The following is a 20,749-nucleotide window of genomic DNA, read 5'->3' on the forward strand; positions in this document are numbered from 1 at the left end:
TTAACAAGTCTGCACAGAAAAAACGCAAAGGACACAAAGACCTTTAAAGTCTTTGTGCCCTCTGCAAAATTTTAGGTTTAACTCAGATCAAAATCCTAACTGGATACCCATATTCACTACACGCTGATTGATGTACGCATCCCCGGCGGTATTGCTGGCGATCTCAGGATCCTGTTGATACTTATTAAAGTTGGTCCACGTGAACAAGTTATACGCGCTCAAATACACACGCGCGTTATTCAGCTTGAACGGCAATAGCTTTGTCGGGAATTGATAACCCATGTCGATCGTTTTTAAACGCAGGTATTGCGCATTGATCAGCCAATAATCTGACGGATAAGCACTCGGGCTATTCACCGTAGTCGGGTTGCTGGTCAACCTCGGGAACTGCGCGTTATCTGCGTTAGATGGCGTCCAGGCTTGCTGATGTATCGGTTGGAACTGGCTTTGGAATGGTTCGATACCGATGTTCTGGATGATAAAACTGTAGCCGAAAGAACCCTGGAACAATACACTAACGCTGAAACCTTTGTAGGCGGCGCTCAAATTTAGACCCATTGTTGTCATTGGTGGCGAACTTGGGTAACCTATAGCTTTTTGGTCGAACACGTTAATAAAGCCATCGCCGTTCAAGTCTTCGTATCTCAGGTCGCCGGGTTGTATCACTTGGCCGTTGTCAGGCACGGCAATATTCTTATTACCACCGTTACTGCCACCATTGGCGGCTTTATAAGTATTAATGGCGGCCACATCAGCAGCAGTATAATAACCCAGATAATGATAACCAAATGGCTGCCTGATCGGCTGACCTGTTCTTGCCAACCAAGGGTAAGCCGGCGAAGATTCGCTTTGGAACAGGATCTTGTTACGTGCCAAAGACACCACCAAATTAGCCCCGTATTGCCAGTTGCCCGCATGCCCCTGGTAACCGAACTGCCCGTCGAAACCCTGGTTGCGAACACGGCCAATGTTTACGGCCGGCAGGCCAACACCCAATATCAGCGGAACGTTATTAGGGGTGATCAGCTGATCGTAACGCAGGTTGTTGAAGTAGTCGAACGTTATAGACAGCGCGTTATCTTTAAGCAAGTTAACATCGATACCAATATTCAACTCCTTTTGCTTTTCCCAAACAACGTTCACGTTAGATAGGCTGCCCTCGTAATAAGTGGCATAATCGTTTGATGACGAGCCAAATTTATAGCCGCCGCCCTGCAAATAGTTTTGGTTATAGATATACTTATTACCCGGCGCGGCATCGATACCCACCATACCGTAAGATCCCCTAAGCTTTAACAAGCCTACGCCCGGCAGCAATTTCTTAAAGAACTCTTCTTTAGAGATAGCATAGCCTACCGATACAGCCGGGAACCAACCATACCGGTTATTCGCCGCAAACCTATCGGTACCGTTGTAAGACGCGCTGATATCGATCAGGTATTTATCGGCATAATGATAACCGCCGCGCATGGATACACCGCGAAATTGAGCCGGCACACCAACCAGATCTTGCGTTAATCCCGGATTGGCACTGGCCGTTTGCGATTGTTGATTGAATACCACCAGACCGTTAACGTGGTGCTTGTTAGCGAAAGTCCTGTCATACTCACCAAAAACCTTCAGGTTGACGTTGGTGGTATAGATATTTACGTTACCAGAGTAAAACTGCGTCGGGAAAACGTATCCGCCGTTAGGGTTCTTGGTTGTGGTTTGGGTTGCCGGATCATAATGATAAGATGGTATCGACCCATAATTACCCGTACCACGCGTAAATTGCTCAACGCTGCCATAAGCTATACTGCCCCTTGCAGAAAGGCCGTCTGTTATTTTGTCCAATTTTTGTTTAGCGGTGAACAAAATGTTGTAATCCGTCCGTTTTGAATTTTGGTAACCGCCTGTGGCTATACGGGCATTTAACGTAGGCAAGTGACCACTGTTAAAACGCGAATAGGCATAAGCATAACTACCATCAGGATTGATAAATGGCGCGGTAAATGGTGTCTGGCGCGAAAAATCAAATATCTCTGACAAAGCACTGGCCGCATTGGTGTTGGGTGAGTTTACGTTAGAGAAACGCGTGGTCACGTCCAGCATCAGGTCGAGCGTTTTGTTAGCTTTCAGATCCAGGTTAGAGCGGAAGTTGTAACGTTTAAAATTGTAATTGTTGTCGATCTGTCCGCGCGGATCGGGGAAATGTTTCATCAAACCATTCTGATCAAGGAAACCGCCCGATATAAAGTACTTCACCTGCTCGGTACCGCCTGATATATCAAGGTTGGTATTTACCTGATAAGTGCTTTTGTTAAATATCTTATTGTACCAATCTACATTGGGGTGGCCGTATGGGTCGCTGCCGTTCTTAAATAATTCCAGATCTTGCTGGGTAAATTCAAGCGGCAAACCATCATTAGCCTGGGCTTGATTGATGAGCAATGCAGAATTATAAGCATCCAAAAATTTTGGCGTACGCGTAGGCGATTGCAAGCCACCCTCGGTACGTAAATTTACCTGTGGTTTACCTGCCTTACCACGGCGGGTGCTCACCACCAAAATACCGTTGGCGCCTTTGATACCATAAACAGCTGTAGTGGATGCATCCTTTAAGATGGAGATGCTCTCGATCTCGTTCACGTTGATCTGTTGCAGCTGATCGTAGGTATACTCCATATCATCAACAATGATCAGCGGGCGGTTACCGTCGGGGTTAAGCGAGCTGACACCACGGATAAAGAAATCGGATGCATCACGGCCCGGTTGCCCGGAAGTTTGGGTAGAAAAGAAACCCGGCAACCTGCCCGAAAGCGCATTCTGAACGTTTGCCGTAGGCACCGTACGGATGGCCGAAGCCTGGATCGAACTCACTGCACCTGTACTGGTGATACGATTGGTTTTACCGTAAGCCACAACCATCACCTCATCCAAACCCTGTGCGTTGGATGCCAGTATGATATCGATGGTGCCTGTTCTGTTGGCCACACTAACCTCACGGGCGGTATAACCTACGAACGAGACCAACAATAGGTTAGATGTCCCCCTCAGCGTGATGGCGAATTTACCGTTGGCATCGGCAGCTACGCTATTATTGGCAACGCCTTTCTCTAACACGGTAGCACCGGGCAGCACCCCACCGGCATCGCGCACCACACCCGTCACCGTACGGCTTTGGGCGAACGCCAATGCGGGTATCAGCGTGATGATCACAAGGCAAAAAAGTATTATTCTTCTCATAACAGTCTTTTTGATCTTTAAATAATTGTGTCGGTTTACCATCCCGGGTTTTGTTTCATATTGGGATTTTTGGCAACCTCGTTATAAGGTATAGGGTGCAGGTACTGCTTTTGGGTAAAAGTGGTCTTTAATATGTCCTTATAGTTATAACTCAAGGCCGAGCCTACTTTTACAATAGAAACCCCTCTGCGTGGCTGGTTCATTACCGTTTCGGCTATCTTCCAGCGGCGGATATCAAAAAAGCGGCGCTCTTCAAAAGCAAATTCGATACGCCACTCGTTCTGTATGGCGGCACGCATCTCGTCTTTGGTCATGTTCAATTTCAGACCATAATTACCGCCCAATCCTGGGTCTATACCGGCCCGTTGCCTGATCGCGTATAGTTGGTTGTAAACATCGGCCTGCGGTGTGCCTTCCACTTCGTTCCTGGCCTCGGCAAAGCTTAGCAATACATCAGCATACCTAAACACTACCCAATCGGCCGGATGGCTCACGAAAACAGTACCCGACTCTGACGGACCGGTAAACTTGCGCGAATAATAGCCCGATACGGTTTGCTGGATAGCTCCGCCCGGTTTACTTTGGCCTCCCTCAAATGTCTCGAGGTTGGTGTTCAACCAGCGGGATCCGTTGTATAAAATGGTTGATGCCAGGCGCGGATCGCGTTTTGGGGTAGATGTGATCGCATATGGATCGGCAATGTTATAACCCGAGCCGGCCGCATTTATCGCCAGGCCGTTCTGCATCGGGAAAGCATCTACCAACTCCTGCGTAGGGCTGGTATTGCCGCCGCCACCTACCTGGAAACCGACCGGACCATTGTTATTCTCGATGCTGGTATTCATCCCGGTAGGCCTGATCATGATCAGTTCGCGATTGTTCTGCGTAGTGAAGATGGCCCGATAGTCAGCGTTCAATCCATAAGTGCCTAAATTGATCACGGCTTGGGCGGCGTTGGCGGCTTGCAACCATCTGTCGGCAACTGCGCCGGCGCTTACGTCGGTATAGCCTGTTAAAGGATTGCCCGCTTGTACATTGCCACCATTGAACAGCGGACTTGCGGCCAACAACAACGCTTTAGCTTTTAAAGTAAGCGCGGCACCTTTGGTAACCCTATAATTATCAGCATCGGGCGTGGCCAGCGGGTAGCGCAAAAGGCTATCTTTAACGGCATCGCACTCGCTCACGATGTATTTAATGCAATCGGCAAAGCTGCTGCGCGGCAGCGCAACATTATCCTGAATATTGTAAACTTTGTTGCCTATCAGAGGTACACCGCCATAACGTTTAACCAGCTCGTAGTAAAAATAGGCGCGTAAAAACCGGGCCTCGCTTTGCCAAACGTAACGCATAGGCACACCCGGAGCAGTAGCTGTTGCCACGCCATTATTCACAAAGCCTTTTACCGGCACCACCGGGATACCGTTGATGAACTCGTTAGCGATACGGATACCACTATAAAAAGATGAAGGCGTATTGCCTGGGGTCGACTCTTCCCAAACATTTTCATTTGCCGGGAAGCTTAATGAGTTGACTGCGTTGGTAGATATCTGCGCCACGGCAGATTGATTGATCCTGGCCGATACGGCGTCGTCTGCCGCGGCATCTAAATAATCGCCCCCTACCCTGTTATGCCCGTTCTTTACTACGGCATACACGCCAAACAAATAACCTTGCGCAGCCTCGCCCGCCGAGTCGAGCGGATTAAAAATGTAATAACTGGTCTGTTTATCTACCGGAAAATTTTCTGACTTACGGCAAGCTACCGTACCTGCCGCCACCAGCACTATAAATAATATCTTGTTGATATGATGTCTCATGTCCGTCATTCTTTTAAAGTTTTACACTGATACCTGCGTTAAACACCCGCTGTATAGGGTAATTATTAGGCGTAACCTCAGGATCTAACTGAGGGAAGCCCGAAACGGTAGCCAGGTTCTGTCCGTTAACAAACACCCGCAACCCGGCTATATGCAAATTCTTGGTCACGCTGTATGGCAGGGTGTAAGCTATCTCCGCGTTCTTCACGCGCATGTAATCACCATTCTTTAGGTAGAAAGTGGAGAACAGGCCATTGTTAGGCAGCGCCGCCTGCGATAACCTTGGCAGCGATGCCGTCGCGGCGGTCTCCGGTGTCCAGCGGCCTGTAGATGCCTCGTAAGATTGACTTGGTTGCGCCTGGAAACCATCGAAACCGAATTGAGTAACCACGTTGGTCAGCGTACTGATCTGGCGGTTGCGCACACCTTGCAGGATCACGCTTGCGCTAAAGCCTTTGTAGTTAAAGCCAAGGGTGGTTCCGTAAAATACCAGCGGTTTGGTGCCGCCGATGGTCGACTGGTCAAATTGGTCAATGATGCCGTCATTGTTCAGGTCGGCATATTTAATATCGCCCGGTTGTGGTTGGTAGCCTGCAATGTGCGGGCTATTGGCTGCATCAGCTGCAGTTTGATACAAACCAAGTGATGTATAACCATAAAGTGTTCCGCTTACCGGCAGGCCGGTCAGTTGGTTCCATGGGAAAGGCGTCTTTAACTCATCGTTAAAAAGTATTTTTGATGTCTGTACGTTAATGTTACCGGTAACAAAGTAATTGAAGTTATTGATGTGGTTACGGTACGTCAACGAGAACTCACCACCCTGGTAAAGGTTGCGGCCAATATTCTCGAAAGTGTAGGGGATACCCAATAAAGCGATGCTGTTACCGCGATACCTCAACAGATCAGAGTATTTATCGCGATAGTAATCGGCAGTAAATTGGATAGTGTTATTGAATAGGCTCAAATCCATTCCTACATCAATCTTCTGCCCTTTTTCCCAGGTGATGAACGGGTTAGCTAACGTGTTAGCATAGAAATAGTAATTGGTATTGTAGTTAGCACCTACCGGGTAACTTTTGTTGTTGTTATTATTGCCATAGGTTTGCACATAGGTATAATAAAGCTCGGCACGTGACGATATATTGTTACTGCCCGTACGTGCGTAAGTGGCTCTCCATTTCCACGAGGTTATCCAGCTTAAACTTTTCATAAACTCCTCGTTAGCCATTTGCCAACCGGCACCGAAAGCATAAAAATTATCATACTGGCTGCCCGGTGGGTAACGGTTATCTCCGCTACGGGTGATAGCAGCCTCGATAAAGTACTTCTCGTTATAATTGTAAGCGCCTTTTAGTGCAATGTTGTTAACGTCCTCAGAAAGATCATAGTTAGTTGCCAGCGATTTAATATCGAACAAAGCCGAACCACTCACATTGTGCTGACCGAACGAGCGCACATAATTTAACGATGCCTGCCCGAATGATTGGCGCGAAGTGTAAACCGTATTAAAGATATTGCTTTGCGCGCGTTGGCTACCGTAAATAGTGTAAGTACTGTCCCTGTTGTAGCTGAACACCGAGTTACCCAAACTGCGGTTAAGTGCGGTGATAGATTGATAAGATAAGTTCCCCTTCAACTTAGCCGACAGACCCGGCGTTACGCCCTTAAGATCGTAATTGATATCCAGGTTGGCCAAAATATCGTCGGTATTGTTTTGGGTGTAGCCCGAGTATTGCGACATGGCCAGCAGGTTGCTCTGGTAATTTACGTTACCACCGAATGACCCGTCAGGGTTACGTACCGGATATGCCAGGCTTGGCGTGCTGTATAAGGCATTCAATACGTCCTGGTATCCCGGGCCCGGTTGATTAGTAGTTTGGATACGGCCGAACAATTGCAGGTCGACATATAAATTTTTGTTCACCTGCACACCCACATCCGAGTTGATGATGTAGCGGCTCAGGTCGGTATTAGTGTTATACGATACGTCGTCGGCCGTTTTAAATATCCCGCCCTGGTTAAAGTAACCCAGGTTTACCGAGTATTTAGCCACCGCGGTACCGCCATTAATGTTAAGTTTATACGACGACATTGGCGACTGATCCTTCAGAATAGTTTTGAACCAGTTGACATCCGGGCGACGGTATGGATCCGTGCCATTGCGGAAGGCGTTGAAATCCACGTCCGAAAATTGAGCCGGTTTGCCGTCGCTGGTCAGCGTCTCGTTCAACAGGTAAGCATATTGGTAAGCAGGCAATGGCTTAGGCAAGTTGATAGATGATTGCAAGCCCGCTGCTGCCGTGAAAGTGATACGGGGTTTACCCAACTCGCCACGTTTGGTGGTCACCAATATCACCGGCTTAGAGCTGTTCATACCCAGCAATATGGTAGACAGACCGTCTTTCAATACCGATATCGATTCGATACTTTCAGGGTCAAGTGAAGATATCTCACGTTGTACACCGTCGATAACGGTGATGGGTTGCTGGCCGCGTACCGAAACGTCTATCTCGGCATTGTCCGAGCTTACATTGTTGTTCGATGAACCATTTACCAGGTTAACCCCAATGATAGAGCCTGACGAAAGCGCAGCACCGTTAAACGTAGTGAAGCCCCGCATCTGCTTGGTATAAACACCGGCCAGTTGCCCGGGGAACGCGTAAGTATAAAGCGATGCCGGCGTAGTGGTGAGTTGGTTGGTGTAGATGGTTGCGACCGAGCCAAGCAAACCGCTTTTTTTGGTAGTGCCATACAACACATCCAAAGTTTGCGGCGACTTTAAAAAGCTGTCGTTCAGCTTTACCACCATATCGGTTTTAGCCTTTACCACGTTAATCAAATGGTCGGGCGCACTAATAGTGAGCGTAGCGCCCAGCGCAACGTCGGCCTCGAATTTGCCGCTGGCATCGGTGGTGAACGTTTGCGTTTTACCCGCCACTTTAATGGTGGCCCCTTTTAACGGCTGACTGTATTCGTCCAGCACCACACCGCTTATCCAACCCGGACGGGTCGGGGTATCCTGAGCGGCGGCAGGATCCATTTTTGCCGCTAATAACAGCAAAGCCAGCATCCCCGTCAGGCATTTTTTTGAGTAGCAATATTGCATAGGATCAGATCTTTTTAATGATTTATAAGCATGGCTATGGCAATGCCCCGCGTTTTTGCGGGCCGGTTTTGCCGTTGGCCGGTCTGTGTTGATATAAGTTATTTGCTATGTTATGGGCACCTGAATCTAAAGGTGAAAGGCGCTGCCGAATTGCCATAACCAACCTTTATAGAGCCATCTGCATTGGTCACAAAGTAGGTCATACTGGCGATCGTCTGCCCATCGGCTGCGCTAAAGAATTTTTTGGGCCAGAACGTCAGTTTATAAAAACCACTCCCCGCCGGCGACTGCACCATTCTGGTCTTATCGGTCTGCTCGCAAACGGTGATCGTTTTACCATCGCTCGTAGTTCCGGTCGCGCATAGGTAGACCACTTGCGATCCTTTAAGCGCGGTATTGGTCAGGTTGTCATTATACGCAATGGTCACAATATCATTATCTAACGATTTTGGCGGATCGATGGTAGTTAATTGCGGATTGCAAAAATCAACCATATCGCCTGAACCTCCTGTTACCGAAAAGCAACTGGTGGTAAATTGGTTGTAATATTGTGCGGTTACACCGTACCCTGCATCGGTTGTGGATGGGTTCTCGGTCAAACCATCGCTGGAGTTGGCCACTACGAATGATAGTTTCACCATCGTTGGGTTATCATCGGCAGCAACTTTCAGCTTCACATCTATATTAGCCGTAATCTCTTCATTACTGATGTATTTGATACCTACATCGGTCTGCATCACCACCCATTCCAGATCATCGATCAGGTTACCGGCCAGCCCGAATTTTTCTCTTAAAGCTACTTCCCAGGTAAGCCCATTGCTGTTAGGGCAGATAGTACCGGCAGGCATAAAAACCATATTGCCTTCGCCTTTACCACCACCATAAGTAGCTGTCATATTTTGGCGGCCTTTCCAACCCTTAGGCATCAATACGGCCATAATGAAATTGCTGACGTGGGGATTAAAATCGCCAAAGCCGGGTTTAACATCAAGCGTTAACTTAATGGGGACGATCTCGCCCACTGTGGCCGAAGGCGGCATGGTTAACGAGGATATTTTTGTGTGGCAAAAAGCTAAAACCACCCCAAGCAGTATCAGTGTGCAGCATCTCCACAAATACTTTCCTTTAATATGTAAACGTGTTCTCATTTAAGGTCTGTTTAATGGTCAGTTTTATTCTTTTACTAAAGTGTAGACGTAGTTATTTAAAGTACAGCCGGGGCTGAACGTCAACGTAAGCTGCCTTGCCCCGCCCGATACGGGGTAGTTAAAAGCTGTTGATACAGGGGTTCCGCCGTTAGCCGTAAAGGTGATCTTGAACGGATAATTAGGATCATCGAAAGCGTACTTACCATCTTTACTTGCTACAAAAGGCAGCGGGTTGACCAGAGTGTACGCCCCCTTGGCATCAAACTTTACCCTGAATTGCGAGTAATCTATCAGCGGTATCAGATCGGTACCGTTGCGTGATGCCTTGATCACCTTCCAACTCCCCGAAATATCCTTTACCGACTCGGCCGAGGGCAGCACCCTATCCACCTTGCAAGATGCCAGCCCCAGGGTTATGAGTCCGATAAGCAAATAGGCGTGCCCTATCTTGAAAAAATTATCCATATATCTATGCTCTTAATATTTAAACCTTTATATTCTTTAATAACCCGGATTTTGTACCAGCGATGGCGACTTGCCCGTCTCGCTCAGCGGGAAAGGCCACAGGTACATCGCCGGCCTAAAGCTGTGCTTAGTTAAATTGAAGCGATTGTAGGTCACTGAATTTCCGGTACGCCTTACTTCCATTCCTTCAGACTGCACGTTCTCGGTCTGTGGCGCTATCTTCCAGCGCCTTACGTCCCAAAAACGGTGCTCCTCAAAAGCCAGTTCGATACGACGCTCGTTCTGGATATAGGTGCGCATGGCATCTTTGGTCAATCCGGTAGGTAATTGGTAAGGATTTAAGCCTGCACGCTGACGGATGGCATTCATCGCATCGTAAACCAGCGTAGTTGGGCCTTCGTATTCGTTGGCTGCCTCGGCGTAGTTCAGCAATACCTCGGCATAGCGCATCAGCGGGAACACCCTGCGCGACCCGAATAAAATGGTAGCAGCTATAGCATTAGGATCCAGCATCTTATTAGTATAGTAACCGGTCACGGTGCCTTGCTTTACCGCATCCACACCGGTACTTTGCCCGTTGTAAGTACCTATGAAGATATTTACCGGAGCGCGACCATTAGTAGTACCATTACCCAGGCGTACCAGCAAAACCGTTTGATCATGGATAATGCTATAGTTAAAACGAGGATCGCGACCGGTGTAAGGATCGTTAGGGTTGTAACCCGATGTTGGGTCACTGATCAGTTTACCGTTGGCCATCGGGAAGGCATCCACCATACCCTGATAAGGGAATGCGCCGTTAGAACCCGCCCGCGATGGTGGCAGGAAAAGGTTCTCCAGATCCGACGAACCTACGTTCAGGTATTGAAATATATACTCGGTGTTCTCGCGCCTGGTAAATACACCCTGGAAACCGGCACCCGGCACATTAGCAGCCACGTTATCGGCAGGCTCGGTGTGTAAAGAGAATGTAGCTAACGCTACTACGGCCGCGGCAGCATCGCGTGCGTCCTTCCATCGGTTAGGATCGGCGGTTGGGTAACCTACCAGATCCGGACTGGCAGACCCGCCGGCATCAGCTACCAAAGTAGTCCCGTTGAACAACGGACTGGCAGCATATAATAACACTCTGGATTTCAACGCCAAACAAGCGCCTTTTGATGCGCGACCATAATCCTGCCCGGTTTGCCTGTTAGGCAAGCCAGCGGCGGCGGCATCGAGTTCGGATACGATGTATTTCACGCATTGATCGTAAGTGTTACGTTTAACGTTTATCTGGTTCTCGTAGGTCAGCAAGGTATCGCCCAATAATGGTACGCCACCATAATGTTTCACCAAAGCCGCGTAGTACCAGGCGCGTAAAAAACGAGCTTCGGATACCATCCTGGCTTTGTTGACCGCCCGCATTGGGGTGCGCGGCAAATTCTTCAGTAACTGGTTTACCGCCCTGATGTTGGTGTAACAAATGCTATAAGGCCTATCCTCGACAATGCCGGCGTTTATAGTACCGGTAGCAAATGCAGATGCCGTTGTTGATGAGGCACGTGATGGCTCAGACTCATCGGTCGCCGCATCCATACCGCCTACACCAAAGCGCCCGGGGTTTGCACTAAAATTAGCACCGGCGTAAATGTTAGCCAAAAATCCAATGGTGCGGGCACTATCGGCAAATACGCTTGCTTGGGTAAGATCCGTGGTGGCGGTAGCATCCAAAAATCCCCCACCCTTTTTGCACGACTGCATGACCGAAGCCAGGCAGACCAAGAGCAGAAGCGGGCATCCAAAAACAGAAAAGTAAGTTTTCTTCATATTCAGGTTCGTATGTATTAGATCTTCATTAAAAATCACCGATAGGCTATCGTATGAGCGAATTCTATAAAATCGATTTAGCATCTCGAGTTCAAAAGAAGCCTTCAGTATTTTTAAATGGACAAAAAGTTAATAACAATTGGTTTATTGTGAGCGCTAAGGCATCAGTGGTACTAATGTACGACGATAAAAACGATTTAGCAAATATTTTGCTAAATCGTTTTTATTTTTCTCATCGTATCATAATTTTCAAGCTATTTTTTAAAATTCTGCACCGTATAACTTAGATAGATTGCCGATATAATGATCAGCACTACCGTTCTACTTAGGCATCTGCCCTTTAAAGAACCTGCTGAAGAACAGCATTTGATAAGTAATAGAATTAGCCCAGTACTCCCAGGTGTGTGAGCCGGGGCGAACGGTGAACTCATGCGGGATATTCCGCTCTAACAACTTATCATGCAGTATCACATTAAAGCGATAAAGGAAATCATCGTTGCCGCAATCAAAAATAATGGCCAGCGACTTAGGTTTAAGCAAATAGATCAGGTTCTCTACACTGGCCTTTTCCCAACGCTCGGGGTATTTGGCGTATTTGCCCAACACCTGCTCTATCCCGAACGCGTCGGACAGTGGTCTAAGATCTACCGCGCCGCTCATGCTGCCCGCCGCGCCGAACACATCCTGATGTTTGATACCTAAGGACAGGCCGCCAAAACCACCCATGCTTAAACCGGTAATAGCACGACTGTTGCGGTCTTTAATGGTCGAATAATTCTTGTCAATATAAGCGACCAATTCATTGGTGATATAGGTCTCGTACTGAAAATCTTTTAACTCCGGGCTGTCCACATACCATCCCGCAAAAGCGCCGTAAGGGCAAACAATGATCACTTTGTATTGGTCGGCAAGGTCTTGGATAGCGGGTACCTTTTTTATCCAATCCGTCTGATCCCCACTGAAACCGTGCAGCAGGTAAAGCGATGGATATTTTTGATCTTTACTATAACCTTCGGGCTTAACCACAACGGCCTTGATATTCCTTTTCATCGCTGCGCTGTAGGTCAACGCCGTGTCTACCGAAGCCGCTTTGCTTACACCCCATGCCATTAACAGGCACAGGGTGATCAGAATTTTTGTTGTTTTCATCATGATCAGTTTGTTATTTGACCAATTGCAAAGTGACCTTGTGGTTCAGCGGCTTATTGATAGTGTAGATCTGATCGATCAGCACATCCATCTGTTTTTGCCAGGCTTGGCGGATATTTTTGTAACGGGCTTTCAGGTAATTGTCTTTGTTACCACGCACAAAGGCATTCTTGATAGATTCTTTATTTACCGTATCTACTGCCGCGCGGTCGTCTTTATATAATAAGCCCTTCTCTTTCAACAGGTCAAATTGAATAAAAGCATACTGCCTAAAACGACGCTCGATATCCCAACGCTCTTCATTCAACTCGCGGATTTGGATGGCTTGCTGGTATTGTGGTGTATAAGGGTTCTCGGCCAGATTGATGCCTTCGGATAATTGGTCAGAAGAATAGCTGCTGATCACCTCGTTATCAATCATCAGTTGATAGTTGCCGGCCTTCAGTCCTTTAACCGTCAGCAACTCCTGGTTGAATTCCTTGGCGAACGGCACATAAGCTAAAGCATCCGACTGTCTCTTTTTATTACCCCAACCGCGCACCATTGTATCTGCCGCGTAAGGTAACGAGTTGGCCAGATAATCGAACGTGATACGATCAGTTGTACCGGCTACATTCTTAATGCTGCAATTTACGGCCTTGCTTACCTGTTTGTTTGCCGCATTGATCGCCACATCGGCTACTACCTTGTTCGCCAGCCCTTGTGTTTTCAGGAACTGATAGGCCATTACCATGTGGCCATCATTATCCGGGTGCACACGGTCGCCCGGAGTTAAACTGAAGTCCGGGTTCCTTGCTTGCTCGCGCGTGTTGATATCTGTCATCGGGTGAAAAAAGTCTACCACACCCCAGCCGTTATTTTTGGCCGAAGCTTCCTGAAAGTCGATCAGTTGCGAGAATGCCGCTGCTTTACCTTTGTACAGATTGTTCTTGTTGCTGTTGGTGGTCTCGTCATATGGCGAGCCAAGGATATTGATCTTTTTGATGTTCGGCAGTTTCTTCAACTTAGCCTCCAGCACCGCATAGCGCGACTTGGCCAGATCTACATTCTTTTGGCCTTTCTCTTTAGCGTCGCCACCAAACCATTCAAAATACCCTGTATCATTCATGCCCCAGGTAACGGTCAATACGGTCGGGCGCATCGGTAGCACCTCGTCTTCCAGACGGTCGCTCATTTGCTTAACGTTATCACCGCCGATGCCGGCATTGTGGCAGGTAAAACGCATGTTGGGGAAGTGCGTCATATAATACAGCCAGATATACGAGTGGTAGTGCCCGCCATCGGTGATACTGTTACCCAAAAACACTACCCTATCCCCCGTTTTAAACGGCGCGACAGATTGCGCGCGGGCAACATTAAGCGTAAGTGAGGCCGTTACAGCCAGTGCGAACAAGCGTAAATAAATTTTCATAGTATGTATTTTGTTCTATCTCAGTTTATTGGGCCGTGCCCCAGTTCTTGTTAGGTTGTGGCCCCATGGTCAGTTCCAGTGTGCTGCCGTCGGCTATATTTTTATAGTCGATGTAGCATTTGTTATAATTAACACCATTCAACTTGGCGCTTTGGATGTAAACGTTCTTAGGCGAATTATTTTTAGCGACGATGGTGAACGCGCTGCCCTTAGCATAAGCTTTATCCAACCGGTAAGCCACCTTATCAAACACCGGCGCGGTTATCTCCTGGCGGGTATCGCCCGGGCAAACCGGATGCAAGCCACCGGCCGCTAAGACATACCAGGCCGACATTTGGCCAACGTCCTCGTTACCTACCAGGCCTTCTACCTTGTTCTTATAAGCACGGTCGCAAATAGCGCGGGTCCACTTTTGGGTGAGCCATGGGTGACCTAAACGGTTGAACAGGAACGGCACATGATGCACCGGCTCGTTAGCGTGGTTGTAATAGTCGTTCCACATCATATCGTCCGGAGTTTTATTGAACATGTCTTCCAGATCAGCAATGGTCTTTGCCCGACCACCCATCAGCAGAGCCATACCGTCCACATCATGCGGAACGAACCAACCTTGTTGATAAGGGCTGCTCTCGATAGTACCATAACCTTGCTTCAGACGTGTCTGCGGGCCATCCCATGCCAGCCATTTGCCATCCTTATCTCGCGGACGGAACCAGCCTACGGTCGGGTCGAAGATGTTTTTATAGCTTTGGGCGCGTTCGGTGTATTTTTGATAGTCTCCGGTCTGGTTCATGGCTTTGGCCAGTTGCGCGGTGCACCATTCGGTGTAGGCATATTCTAAGGTCAGCGAGATACTTAACCCCTCGGGCGTATAACCTTTAGTTCCGTTACCGAATTTCTCTACCGAACCAACCGACAGGTCATAGGCCTTCTGCACATCAAAGTTGCGGATGCCTTTGGCATAAGCATCGGCAATCACCGGGATGGCCGGGTTACCGATCATACATCCGCTGTAGGCGTTCATAAATTCCCAACGCTCCAGGTAGTCCTTTTTCTTTTCACCGGCCAGGGTCACCAGCGAACTGATCATATCATTAACCAAACTTGGGTTGATGATGGTTTGTAGCGGCATTTGGCTACGGAAAACATCCCAACCGCTAAAAATGGTACGCTTAGTGAAACCTGTGGATGTATGCGGTTTGCCATCGCCGCCCGGATACATCCCGTTCACATCCTCCATATTACGCGGATCGATCATGGTGTGATAAAGCGCGGTGTAGAATACCTTGCGTTGCTCGGTAGTACCGCCGGTGATGTTGACCTTGGTCAACGCGTTATTCCATAGCTGTTTGGCTTTGGTTTTAACGATGTCGAAATTGTAGTCTTTGATCTCGGCATTCAGGTTAGCTTTTGCTCCCGCGATGCTGCTGAACGATATGCCCGACTTCATCACCACCTGCTCGTTAGCCCGGGTGGCAAATTCGGTATAGAAACCAAGATGTTTACCTTCTTTTTCTTTCACGCCAGGCAACACCGCTGCGTTGGCTATCAGCTGTTGATATTTGTCGCTGCTGACATCATTTAAATGCCTGCTTTGGCCATCAGGGATATCGGCCGACCAAACGCCGTACTTTTTTAACGGCTTGCTAAATTGCGCGTAAAAATAAACGGTATAATCGGCATGGCCATCGCCATCGCCCCAACCGCCGCCATCAGGCGTGCATTTCATCCAGCCTTGTATCGTATGATCATCAACCACCTTCACGTATTGCAATACCGAAGTGCCGCCTACCCTACGCGCCAGATCTATCTGTATGCGCGACTGCTCATTTTTAGGGAAAGTAAATCGCAGGATGCCGCTGTGCGGGGCCGCCGCCGCTTCGGCTTTGATGTTATAGTCGGTCAGTGTTACGCGGTAATAGCCTGCCCCTCCTTTTTCGGATGCCTTGTTGTATGCCGAGCGGTAACCATCTTTACTGCCGTCCTTTCCTTTAGCTGTTTTTAGTTTACCGGTGGTAGGCATGGTTAATAGATTGCCTAAGTCGCCGTACCAACCGATGCCACTCATTTGTGTGAACGCGAAACCTTCTATCGATGTATGTTCGTAACTATAACCCGAGCCATTATCCCCCCCGGTGATAGTGTTCGGGCTCACCTGTACCATTCCATAAGGCGTAGCTGCCCCCGGGAAGGTTTTGCCAAGCCCGTGATAAACGCCCGCACCGGCCACACTGGTACTTGCGCCAATGAAAGGGTTAACAAGATCGGCAGGTGTTTGCGCCTTAGCAACGGTTGCCGACAGCAATAGCAGGCCACATAAAAGGTTCTTGTTGAGCGTATTTAGTTTCATATTAAATGCATTCTTAAACGGAAAGATAAGGCACAGCACCGCTCCTCCGTTAAGCTATATTTACATAAGATCGTTTACAATTGGCAATGACGCAAATTATAAAGAAAAAACGATTTAGCAAATTTTAGTTATTTATTAATTTCTTCCGTGAGTGACCAAATATTATCGGTTCATTCTCACGGTTCTGAACCCGAACCGTGGCATACTCACCGTTACCGAACTTTTGCCCCCCACTTCTTTTGTCACCGCAAGTTTCTGCTTAACATCGCCGTTCAACTCTACTAATGATGCTGTTGTAGCAGGCCTGTCGATGGTTACTTTATAAGGCACATTGCGGCCCTCGGCATTAAATAAACGCACCAGCATATCGTCGCCATCGAAAGTGATATTAGTTACCTCTATGCCCTTCCCTCCTACCTTTACCAGCGACTTTGATAGATCAGCAGCGGCAGGTTTTGTATCGATCACGGTCGCGATCAGTGGCTCGTTCCATTGCGTTCCTGCGGTCCATACACCGCTTTGGTCCCATTTGCCTTTATGCGGCATTAACGCGTAGTGGATCTTGGTCGGGCCATCTACACGATAATTGCGGCCCCACAGGCCAACGCCCGAATATTGAACGGTCAAGCCCAATGGGAAATCGGTACCGTGAGTGTAGTTTGATGTATGATCGCTCAGCATGGTCATGCCGTAGGCACCGTTGCCATCGGTCACATCTACCCAATTCAGAACGATGTTATTTTTGATACTATCCCAACTGTCAAAAAACGTGTTATCCAGCTTGCTTTCGGTCACATCGAACGGGGCGTTCTTGTAAACTTTTTGCCTGGTCAGGTTCAGCGGGAAAAGCGTCAATAATTTATGGCGGTCATCATAAAAAGCTTTTTTGGGGACCTCAGCTTTGTAAGTATTCGGTGGTGTCAATAAGCCGATCCCTACATTTGACTGCCAATCGATATTCAACCAGATATCTATCTTAGGCTGGCCTTGTGCTAAACTGATAGTTTGGGTAAAACCAGTTCCGTTGATCGTGCCTTTTACATCCACTTTAACCCTTAGCGGACCATTCTCTACCACGCTCACCTCTGCCGCGCCGTCCATGCCCGACTTAAAGCCACCGTTGTTATGAAAATCACCGCGCAACTCGTTAAAACCACGGGCATTGGCCTTGTCTACAAATTCTTTGCCTTCCAATTTTTTAGCGATCAGACTTTCGATCGTGCCACCTTTGGCCGGATCAACCACCAAGCGGTACAGATCGGTCTCGATAATGTATTTACCGTTAATTTGCTTTACCATAGCGCCGGTCGTTGCAACAGCTTTCCTTAACGTCAGTTGATAAGTGCTATAACCAACCGACGGCACGTCAGCATTAAAAACGATCTTTGCATCAACCAATTGACTTGGTACTGCCTTGCCCTGCATATCACTTACAGTAATATCTTTTCCCTGCCATCCGGCAGGCAAGTCAACACTTACAGGTTCGTTCCTGCTTACACCAAGTGTATTGTATACCTTCACGTATTTAACATTTGCCGATGCAGCCCCGCTTTTAACCGCCGTAGCTATCTGCGCAATGCTATCACACGCCTTGTTGGTATAGCCGGTCCACTTAACTACTTTATCTGCCCAGGTATCGCCGCGAGAGCCGTTATAAGGCACTATCCAGCAATCATGATGCTGCGATAGTAATAGCGGTTGCCAGGCTTTCTCAAAGGCCGCTGTTGGCCAATCGGTATTATTATAAACTTTAGCCATGGCCGCCAACTTTTGGGTACTGACGATCTTATTTTCCGACGCTCTTACTTGCTGAGCGATGCGTTGTGTCACCTGTGCGCCCCAAACCAAACTGGTCAGCATATCTTCCTGAGAGAATTTGTGATCGGTGGCTTTATCGTTAGCGCTGACGTTCTCGAAATAGTTGCGCCAGGTGGTGTATTCGGTAGGTTGATAAGAGCGGTTGCCGTTGCCTAAAAATGGGCCACCTTTCCAGCCGGCATCCTGTAGGGTCATGGCTACCGGATTTTCGATACCTGCGGCGAATGCAGCGTTCATGAACTTGCGCGATGCCGTGTAGCCTTCCGTTTGCCAGGTAGAGCCGGGTAGCAGCTCTTCTATTGCATATCTCGGCGATGTACGGATACCTGTACCATCCGGACCTATCAGATTCACGATCCCGCCACCAAATGCACGCACATAACCGCCCCAAAGCGTATTTGGACTTTTAAGCGACATATGGTTTATCCCGAACGACCTTAACAATTGCGGCAAGGCACTGGTAAAGCAAGGTTCTTCGGACGAGTAAGTAGTGAACTTCACTTCAGGGAAATGCTCCCTAACCTTCTTCATCCCGTATTGGAACTGAGCGATGATGCTCTCGGCCGAGATATTATACAGATAGCTTTGCCCATAAGCGGCACTTACATACTCGATGCGGCCGGTTTTTGAGTTTTGATCTTTGATCATCTCTTTGAACCGGGCATAACCGTTAGGGTCTACCACACGGGCGCGATCCCAGGTCTCGGGTTCCAGCTCGATATTGATCTTCCACTCGGGATGGGCTTTTAACTGATCGACCATAAAGGTGGTGTACTGATCAGGATAATGCCCCCAAACACCACCGTGGTAGCCATCAACAAAATAGGCTTTCTTTTGTGCTGTCGCGGCGGAAAAGGCAAAAGCCAACGAAACGGCGATGGCGAAAGATCTTTTAATGTTCATATCAATTGGCAGGTACTATTTGTACCCGGTGTGTGTTGGGTTTGTTGATAGTGTATAGCTGATCGGCAAGCAATGCAAGTTCTTTTCTCCAGACCGCGCGTACTTCGGGTAAGCGCGATCGTAAGTAATTATCGACCACAAAGCCTACAAAAATATCGCGCTTTGCATATTTCTTCAGCGAATCTACAATAGGCTCGGTATCGTTGTATAACATTCCTTTGGGTTTCAGGATCGAGAAATGGATCCAATAATACTCCCTTAGTTTGCGTTCGAGCGCCCAGCGTTCCTCATTGAGGTGCATTACGGCCAGCGCTTGTTGATATTGCGGTGTCAGGATCTGCTCGGCCAGGTTGATACCGGTCTTGTAATCCGCGCCTTTCCATTTACCGATCAGTTTGCCGTCGATCTTCAATGCATAGTCCACATCAGCTTTAAGCCCGTCGACTTTAACTATTTCCTGATTAAACTCCTTACTGAAAGGCACAAATTGTAATGCTGTAGCCTGGGTGCGTTTGGCGTTGCCACCACGGGCGATGGTGTCCAATGGATAAGGCAATGCTTTAGCCAGATAGTTGTAGGTAATGCCCGATGCTTCAGCCTTAAAATCTGTAACGATACAGTTTTCGGATACCGTCGGATCGCCCTGCCCTATTTTGATACCCACCTCAGCTACCTTTTTGCCAGCCAGACCCTGCGCTTTTAAAAAAGTGTAGGCCATTACCATGTGGCCGTCGTTTGTAGGATGGATACGGTCGGTGCCTTGCAGAGTGAAAGAACTATCGGTCTTTTGTTGCTGTATGTTCACATCAACAAGTGGTTGATTAAAATCTACAAAGTCCCAGCCGTTAGTTCTGGCAGCACGCTGCTGTACGGCGATGATATTTTGAATAGCTTTGTTCTTTCCGGTAAACGCGGTGTTCTTTGACCTGGATGTTTCATCGTAAGCCGGCGAACCGATCATGATCTTGCGGATAGCGGGGAATTTCTTCAGCTTCTGTTCGATGAGCGAAAAACCTTCTAAAGATACCTTCACCTTTTCGGCATACACGGCATCGGCCTTGGCTGGTTCCAGTTTTTGATAACCGGTATCATTCATGCCAAAAGTTACTGCAACTACGTTTGGCTTGTGCGCAAAAACATCATCGTCCATCCGCTCGTAGATCTGTTTGGATACATCGCCCCCGATACCCGAATTGATAATATCGATACGCATACCCGGAAAGCGTGTGATATAATAAAGCCAAATGTATGAATGATAATGGCCCCCGTCGGTAATGCTGTTGCCATCGAATGCGATGCGGTCACCTGCCTTGAACGGCTTAACGGACTGCCCCTTGGAACTACCCACTAATATACACAAAAAAAATGACAGGTAAAAATATCTTTTCATTTATTTAGATGGCGCGAGATGGCTTTTTGCCCGATAGTTTATAAATCGTTTTAGCAAATATAGTTAACTATATGAAAATGTCAAGTTTTGTTAACCTTTGTCAACTTTCCCTTAGTTGTTGGGGGCTATGATCTTTATCTGAGTGTGGCTTC

Annotated in this window: 11 protein-coding genes; all 11 read right to left on the reverse strand. The window is 48.0% G+C overall.

Annotation, left to right across the window (positions count from 1 at the left end):
* Positions 1-87: 87 nt before the first annotated feature.
* A complete protein-coding gene (locus IRJ16_RS17550; RefSeq protein WP_194112941.1) occupies positions 88-3,228 on the reverse strand; it encodes a SusC/RagA family TonB-linked outer membrane protein in 3,141 nt (1,046 codons plus the stop codon).
* 35 nt (positions 3,229-3,263) lie between these two features.
* Complete coding sequence (locus IRJ16_RS17555; protein WP_194112942.1) at positions 3,264-5,048, reverse strand: RagB/SusD family nutrient uptake outer membrane protein; 1,785 nt, start codon at positions 5,046-5,048, stop codon at positions 3,264-3,266.
* Positions 5,049-5,061: 13 nt separating this feature from the next.
* A complete protein-coding gene (locus IRJ16_RS17560) occupies positions 5,062-8,154 on the reverse strand; it encodes a SusC/RagA family TonB-linked outer membrane protein (RefSeq protein WP_194112943.1) in 3,093 nt (1,030 codons plus the stop codon).
* Positions 8,155-8,264: 110 nt separating this feature from the next.
* A complete protein-coding gene (locus IRJ16_RS17565) occupies positions 8,265-9,302 on the reverse strand; it encodes a DUF4961 domain-containing protein (RefSeq protein WP_194112944.1) in 1,038 nt (345 codons plus the stop codon).
* Between the two features lie 24 nt (positions 9,303-9,326).
* Positions 9,327-9,767 (reverse strand): DUF5004 domain-containing protein, encoded by a 441-nt coding sequence (locus IRJ16_RS17570; protein ID WP_194112945.1) that lies wholly within the window; start codon positions 9,765-9,767, stop codon positions 9,327-9,329.
* Positions 9,768-9,803: 36 nt separating this feature from the next.
* Positions 9,804-11,576 (reverse strand): RagB/SusD family nutrient uptake outer membrane protein, encoded by a 1,773-nt coding sequence (locus IRJ16_RS17575; protein WP_194112946.1) that lies wholly within the window; start codon positions 11,574-11,576, stop codon positions 9,804-9,806.
* A gap of 321 nt (positions 11,577-11,897) precedes the next feature.
* On the reverse strand, positions 11,898-12,725 hold the full coding sequence (locus IRJ16_RS17580; RefSeq protein WP_194112947.1) for an alpha/beta hydrolase: 828 nt from the start codon (positions 12,723-12,725) through the stop codon (positions 11,898-11,900).
* A 13-nt stretch (positions 12,726-12,738) separates the two neighbouring features.
* Positions 12,739-14,136 (reverse strand): SGNH/GDSL hydrolase family protein, encoded by a 1,398-nt coding sequence (locus IRJ16_RS17585; protein WP_194112948.1) that lies wholly within the window; start codon positions 14,134-14,136, stop codon positions 12,739-12,741.
* A gap of 25 nt (positions 14,137-14,161) precedes the next feature.
* Positions 14,162-16,486 carry a GH92 family glycosyl hydrolase gene (locus tag IRJ16_RS17590; protein ID WP_194112949.1) on the reverse strand — a complete coding sequence of 775 codons (2,325 nt, stop codon included), beginning with the start codon at positions 16,484-16,486 and terminating at the stop codon, positions 14,162-14,164.
* Positions 16,487-16,648: 162 nt separating this feature from the next.
* Complete coding sequence (locus IRJ16_RS17595; protein ID WP_228080277.1) at positions 16,649-19,207, reverse strand: glycoside hydrolase family 38 C-terminal domain-containing protein; 2,559 nt, start codon at positions 19,205-19,207, stop codon at positions 16,649-16,651.
* A gap of 1 nt (position 19,208) precedes the next feature.
* Positions 19,209-20,597 carry an SGNH/GDSL hydrolase family protein gene (locus IRJ16_RS17600; protein WP_194112950.1) on the reverse strand — a complete coding sequence of 463 codons (1,389 nt, stop codon included), beginning with the start codon at positions 20,595-20,597 and terminating at the stop codon, positions 19,209-19,211.
* Positions 20,598-20,749 lie beyond the last annotated feature (152 nt).

The sequence above is a fragment of the Mucilaginibacter myungsuensis genome, assembly GCF_015222005.1.
GTDB classification, from domain to species: Bacteria; Bacteroidota; Bacteroidia; order Sphingobacteriales; family Sphingobacteriaceae; genus Mucilaginibacter; species Mucilaginibacter myungsuensis.

Coding starts and splice junctions, on each gene's coding strand:
- IRJ16_RS17550 (WP_194112941.1), bottom strand. CDS start 3,228: ATGAGAAGAATAATACTTTTTTGCCTTGTGATCATCACGCTGATACCC.
- IRJ16_RS17555 (WP_194112942.1), bottom strand. CDS start 5,048: ATGAGACATCATATCAACAAGATATTATTTATAGTGCTGGTGGCGGCA.
- IRJ16_RS17560 (WP_194112943.1), bottom strand. CDS start 8,154: ATGCAATATTGCTACTCAAAAAAATGCCTGACGGGGATGCTGGCTTTG.
- IRJ16_RS17565 (WP_194112944.1), bottom strand. CDS start 9,302: ATGAGAACACGTTTACATATTAAAGGAAAGTATTTGTGGAGATGCTGC.
- IRJ16_RS17570 (WP_194112945.1), bottom strand. CDS start 9,767: ATGGATAATTTTTTCAAGATAGGGCACGCCTATTTGCTTATCGGACTC.
- IRJ16_RS17575 (WP_194112946.1), bottom strand. CDS start 11,576: ATGAAGAAAACTTACTTTTCTGTTTTTGGATGCCCGCTTCTGCTCTTG.
- IRJ16_RS17580 (WP_194112947.1), bottom strand. CDS start 12,725: ATGAAAACAACAAAAATTCTGATCACCCTGTGCCTGTTAATGGCATGG.
- IRJ16_RS17585 (WP_194112948.1), bottom strand. CDS start 14,136: ATGAAAATTTATTTACGCTTGTTCGCACTGGCTGTAACGGCCTCACTT.
- IRJ16_RS17590 (WP_194112949.1), bottom strand. CDS start 16,486: ATGAAACTAAATACGCTCAACAAGAACCTTTTATGTGGCCTGCTATTG.
- IRJ16_RS17595 (WP_228080277.1), bottom strand. CDS start 19,207: ATGAACATTAAAAGATCTTTCGCCATCGCCGTTTCGTTGGCTTTTGCC.
- IRJ16_RS17600 (WP_194112950.1), bottom strand. CDS start 20,597: ATGAAAAGATATTTTTACCTGTCATTTTTTTTGTGTATATTAGTGGGT.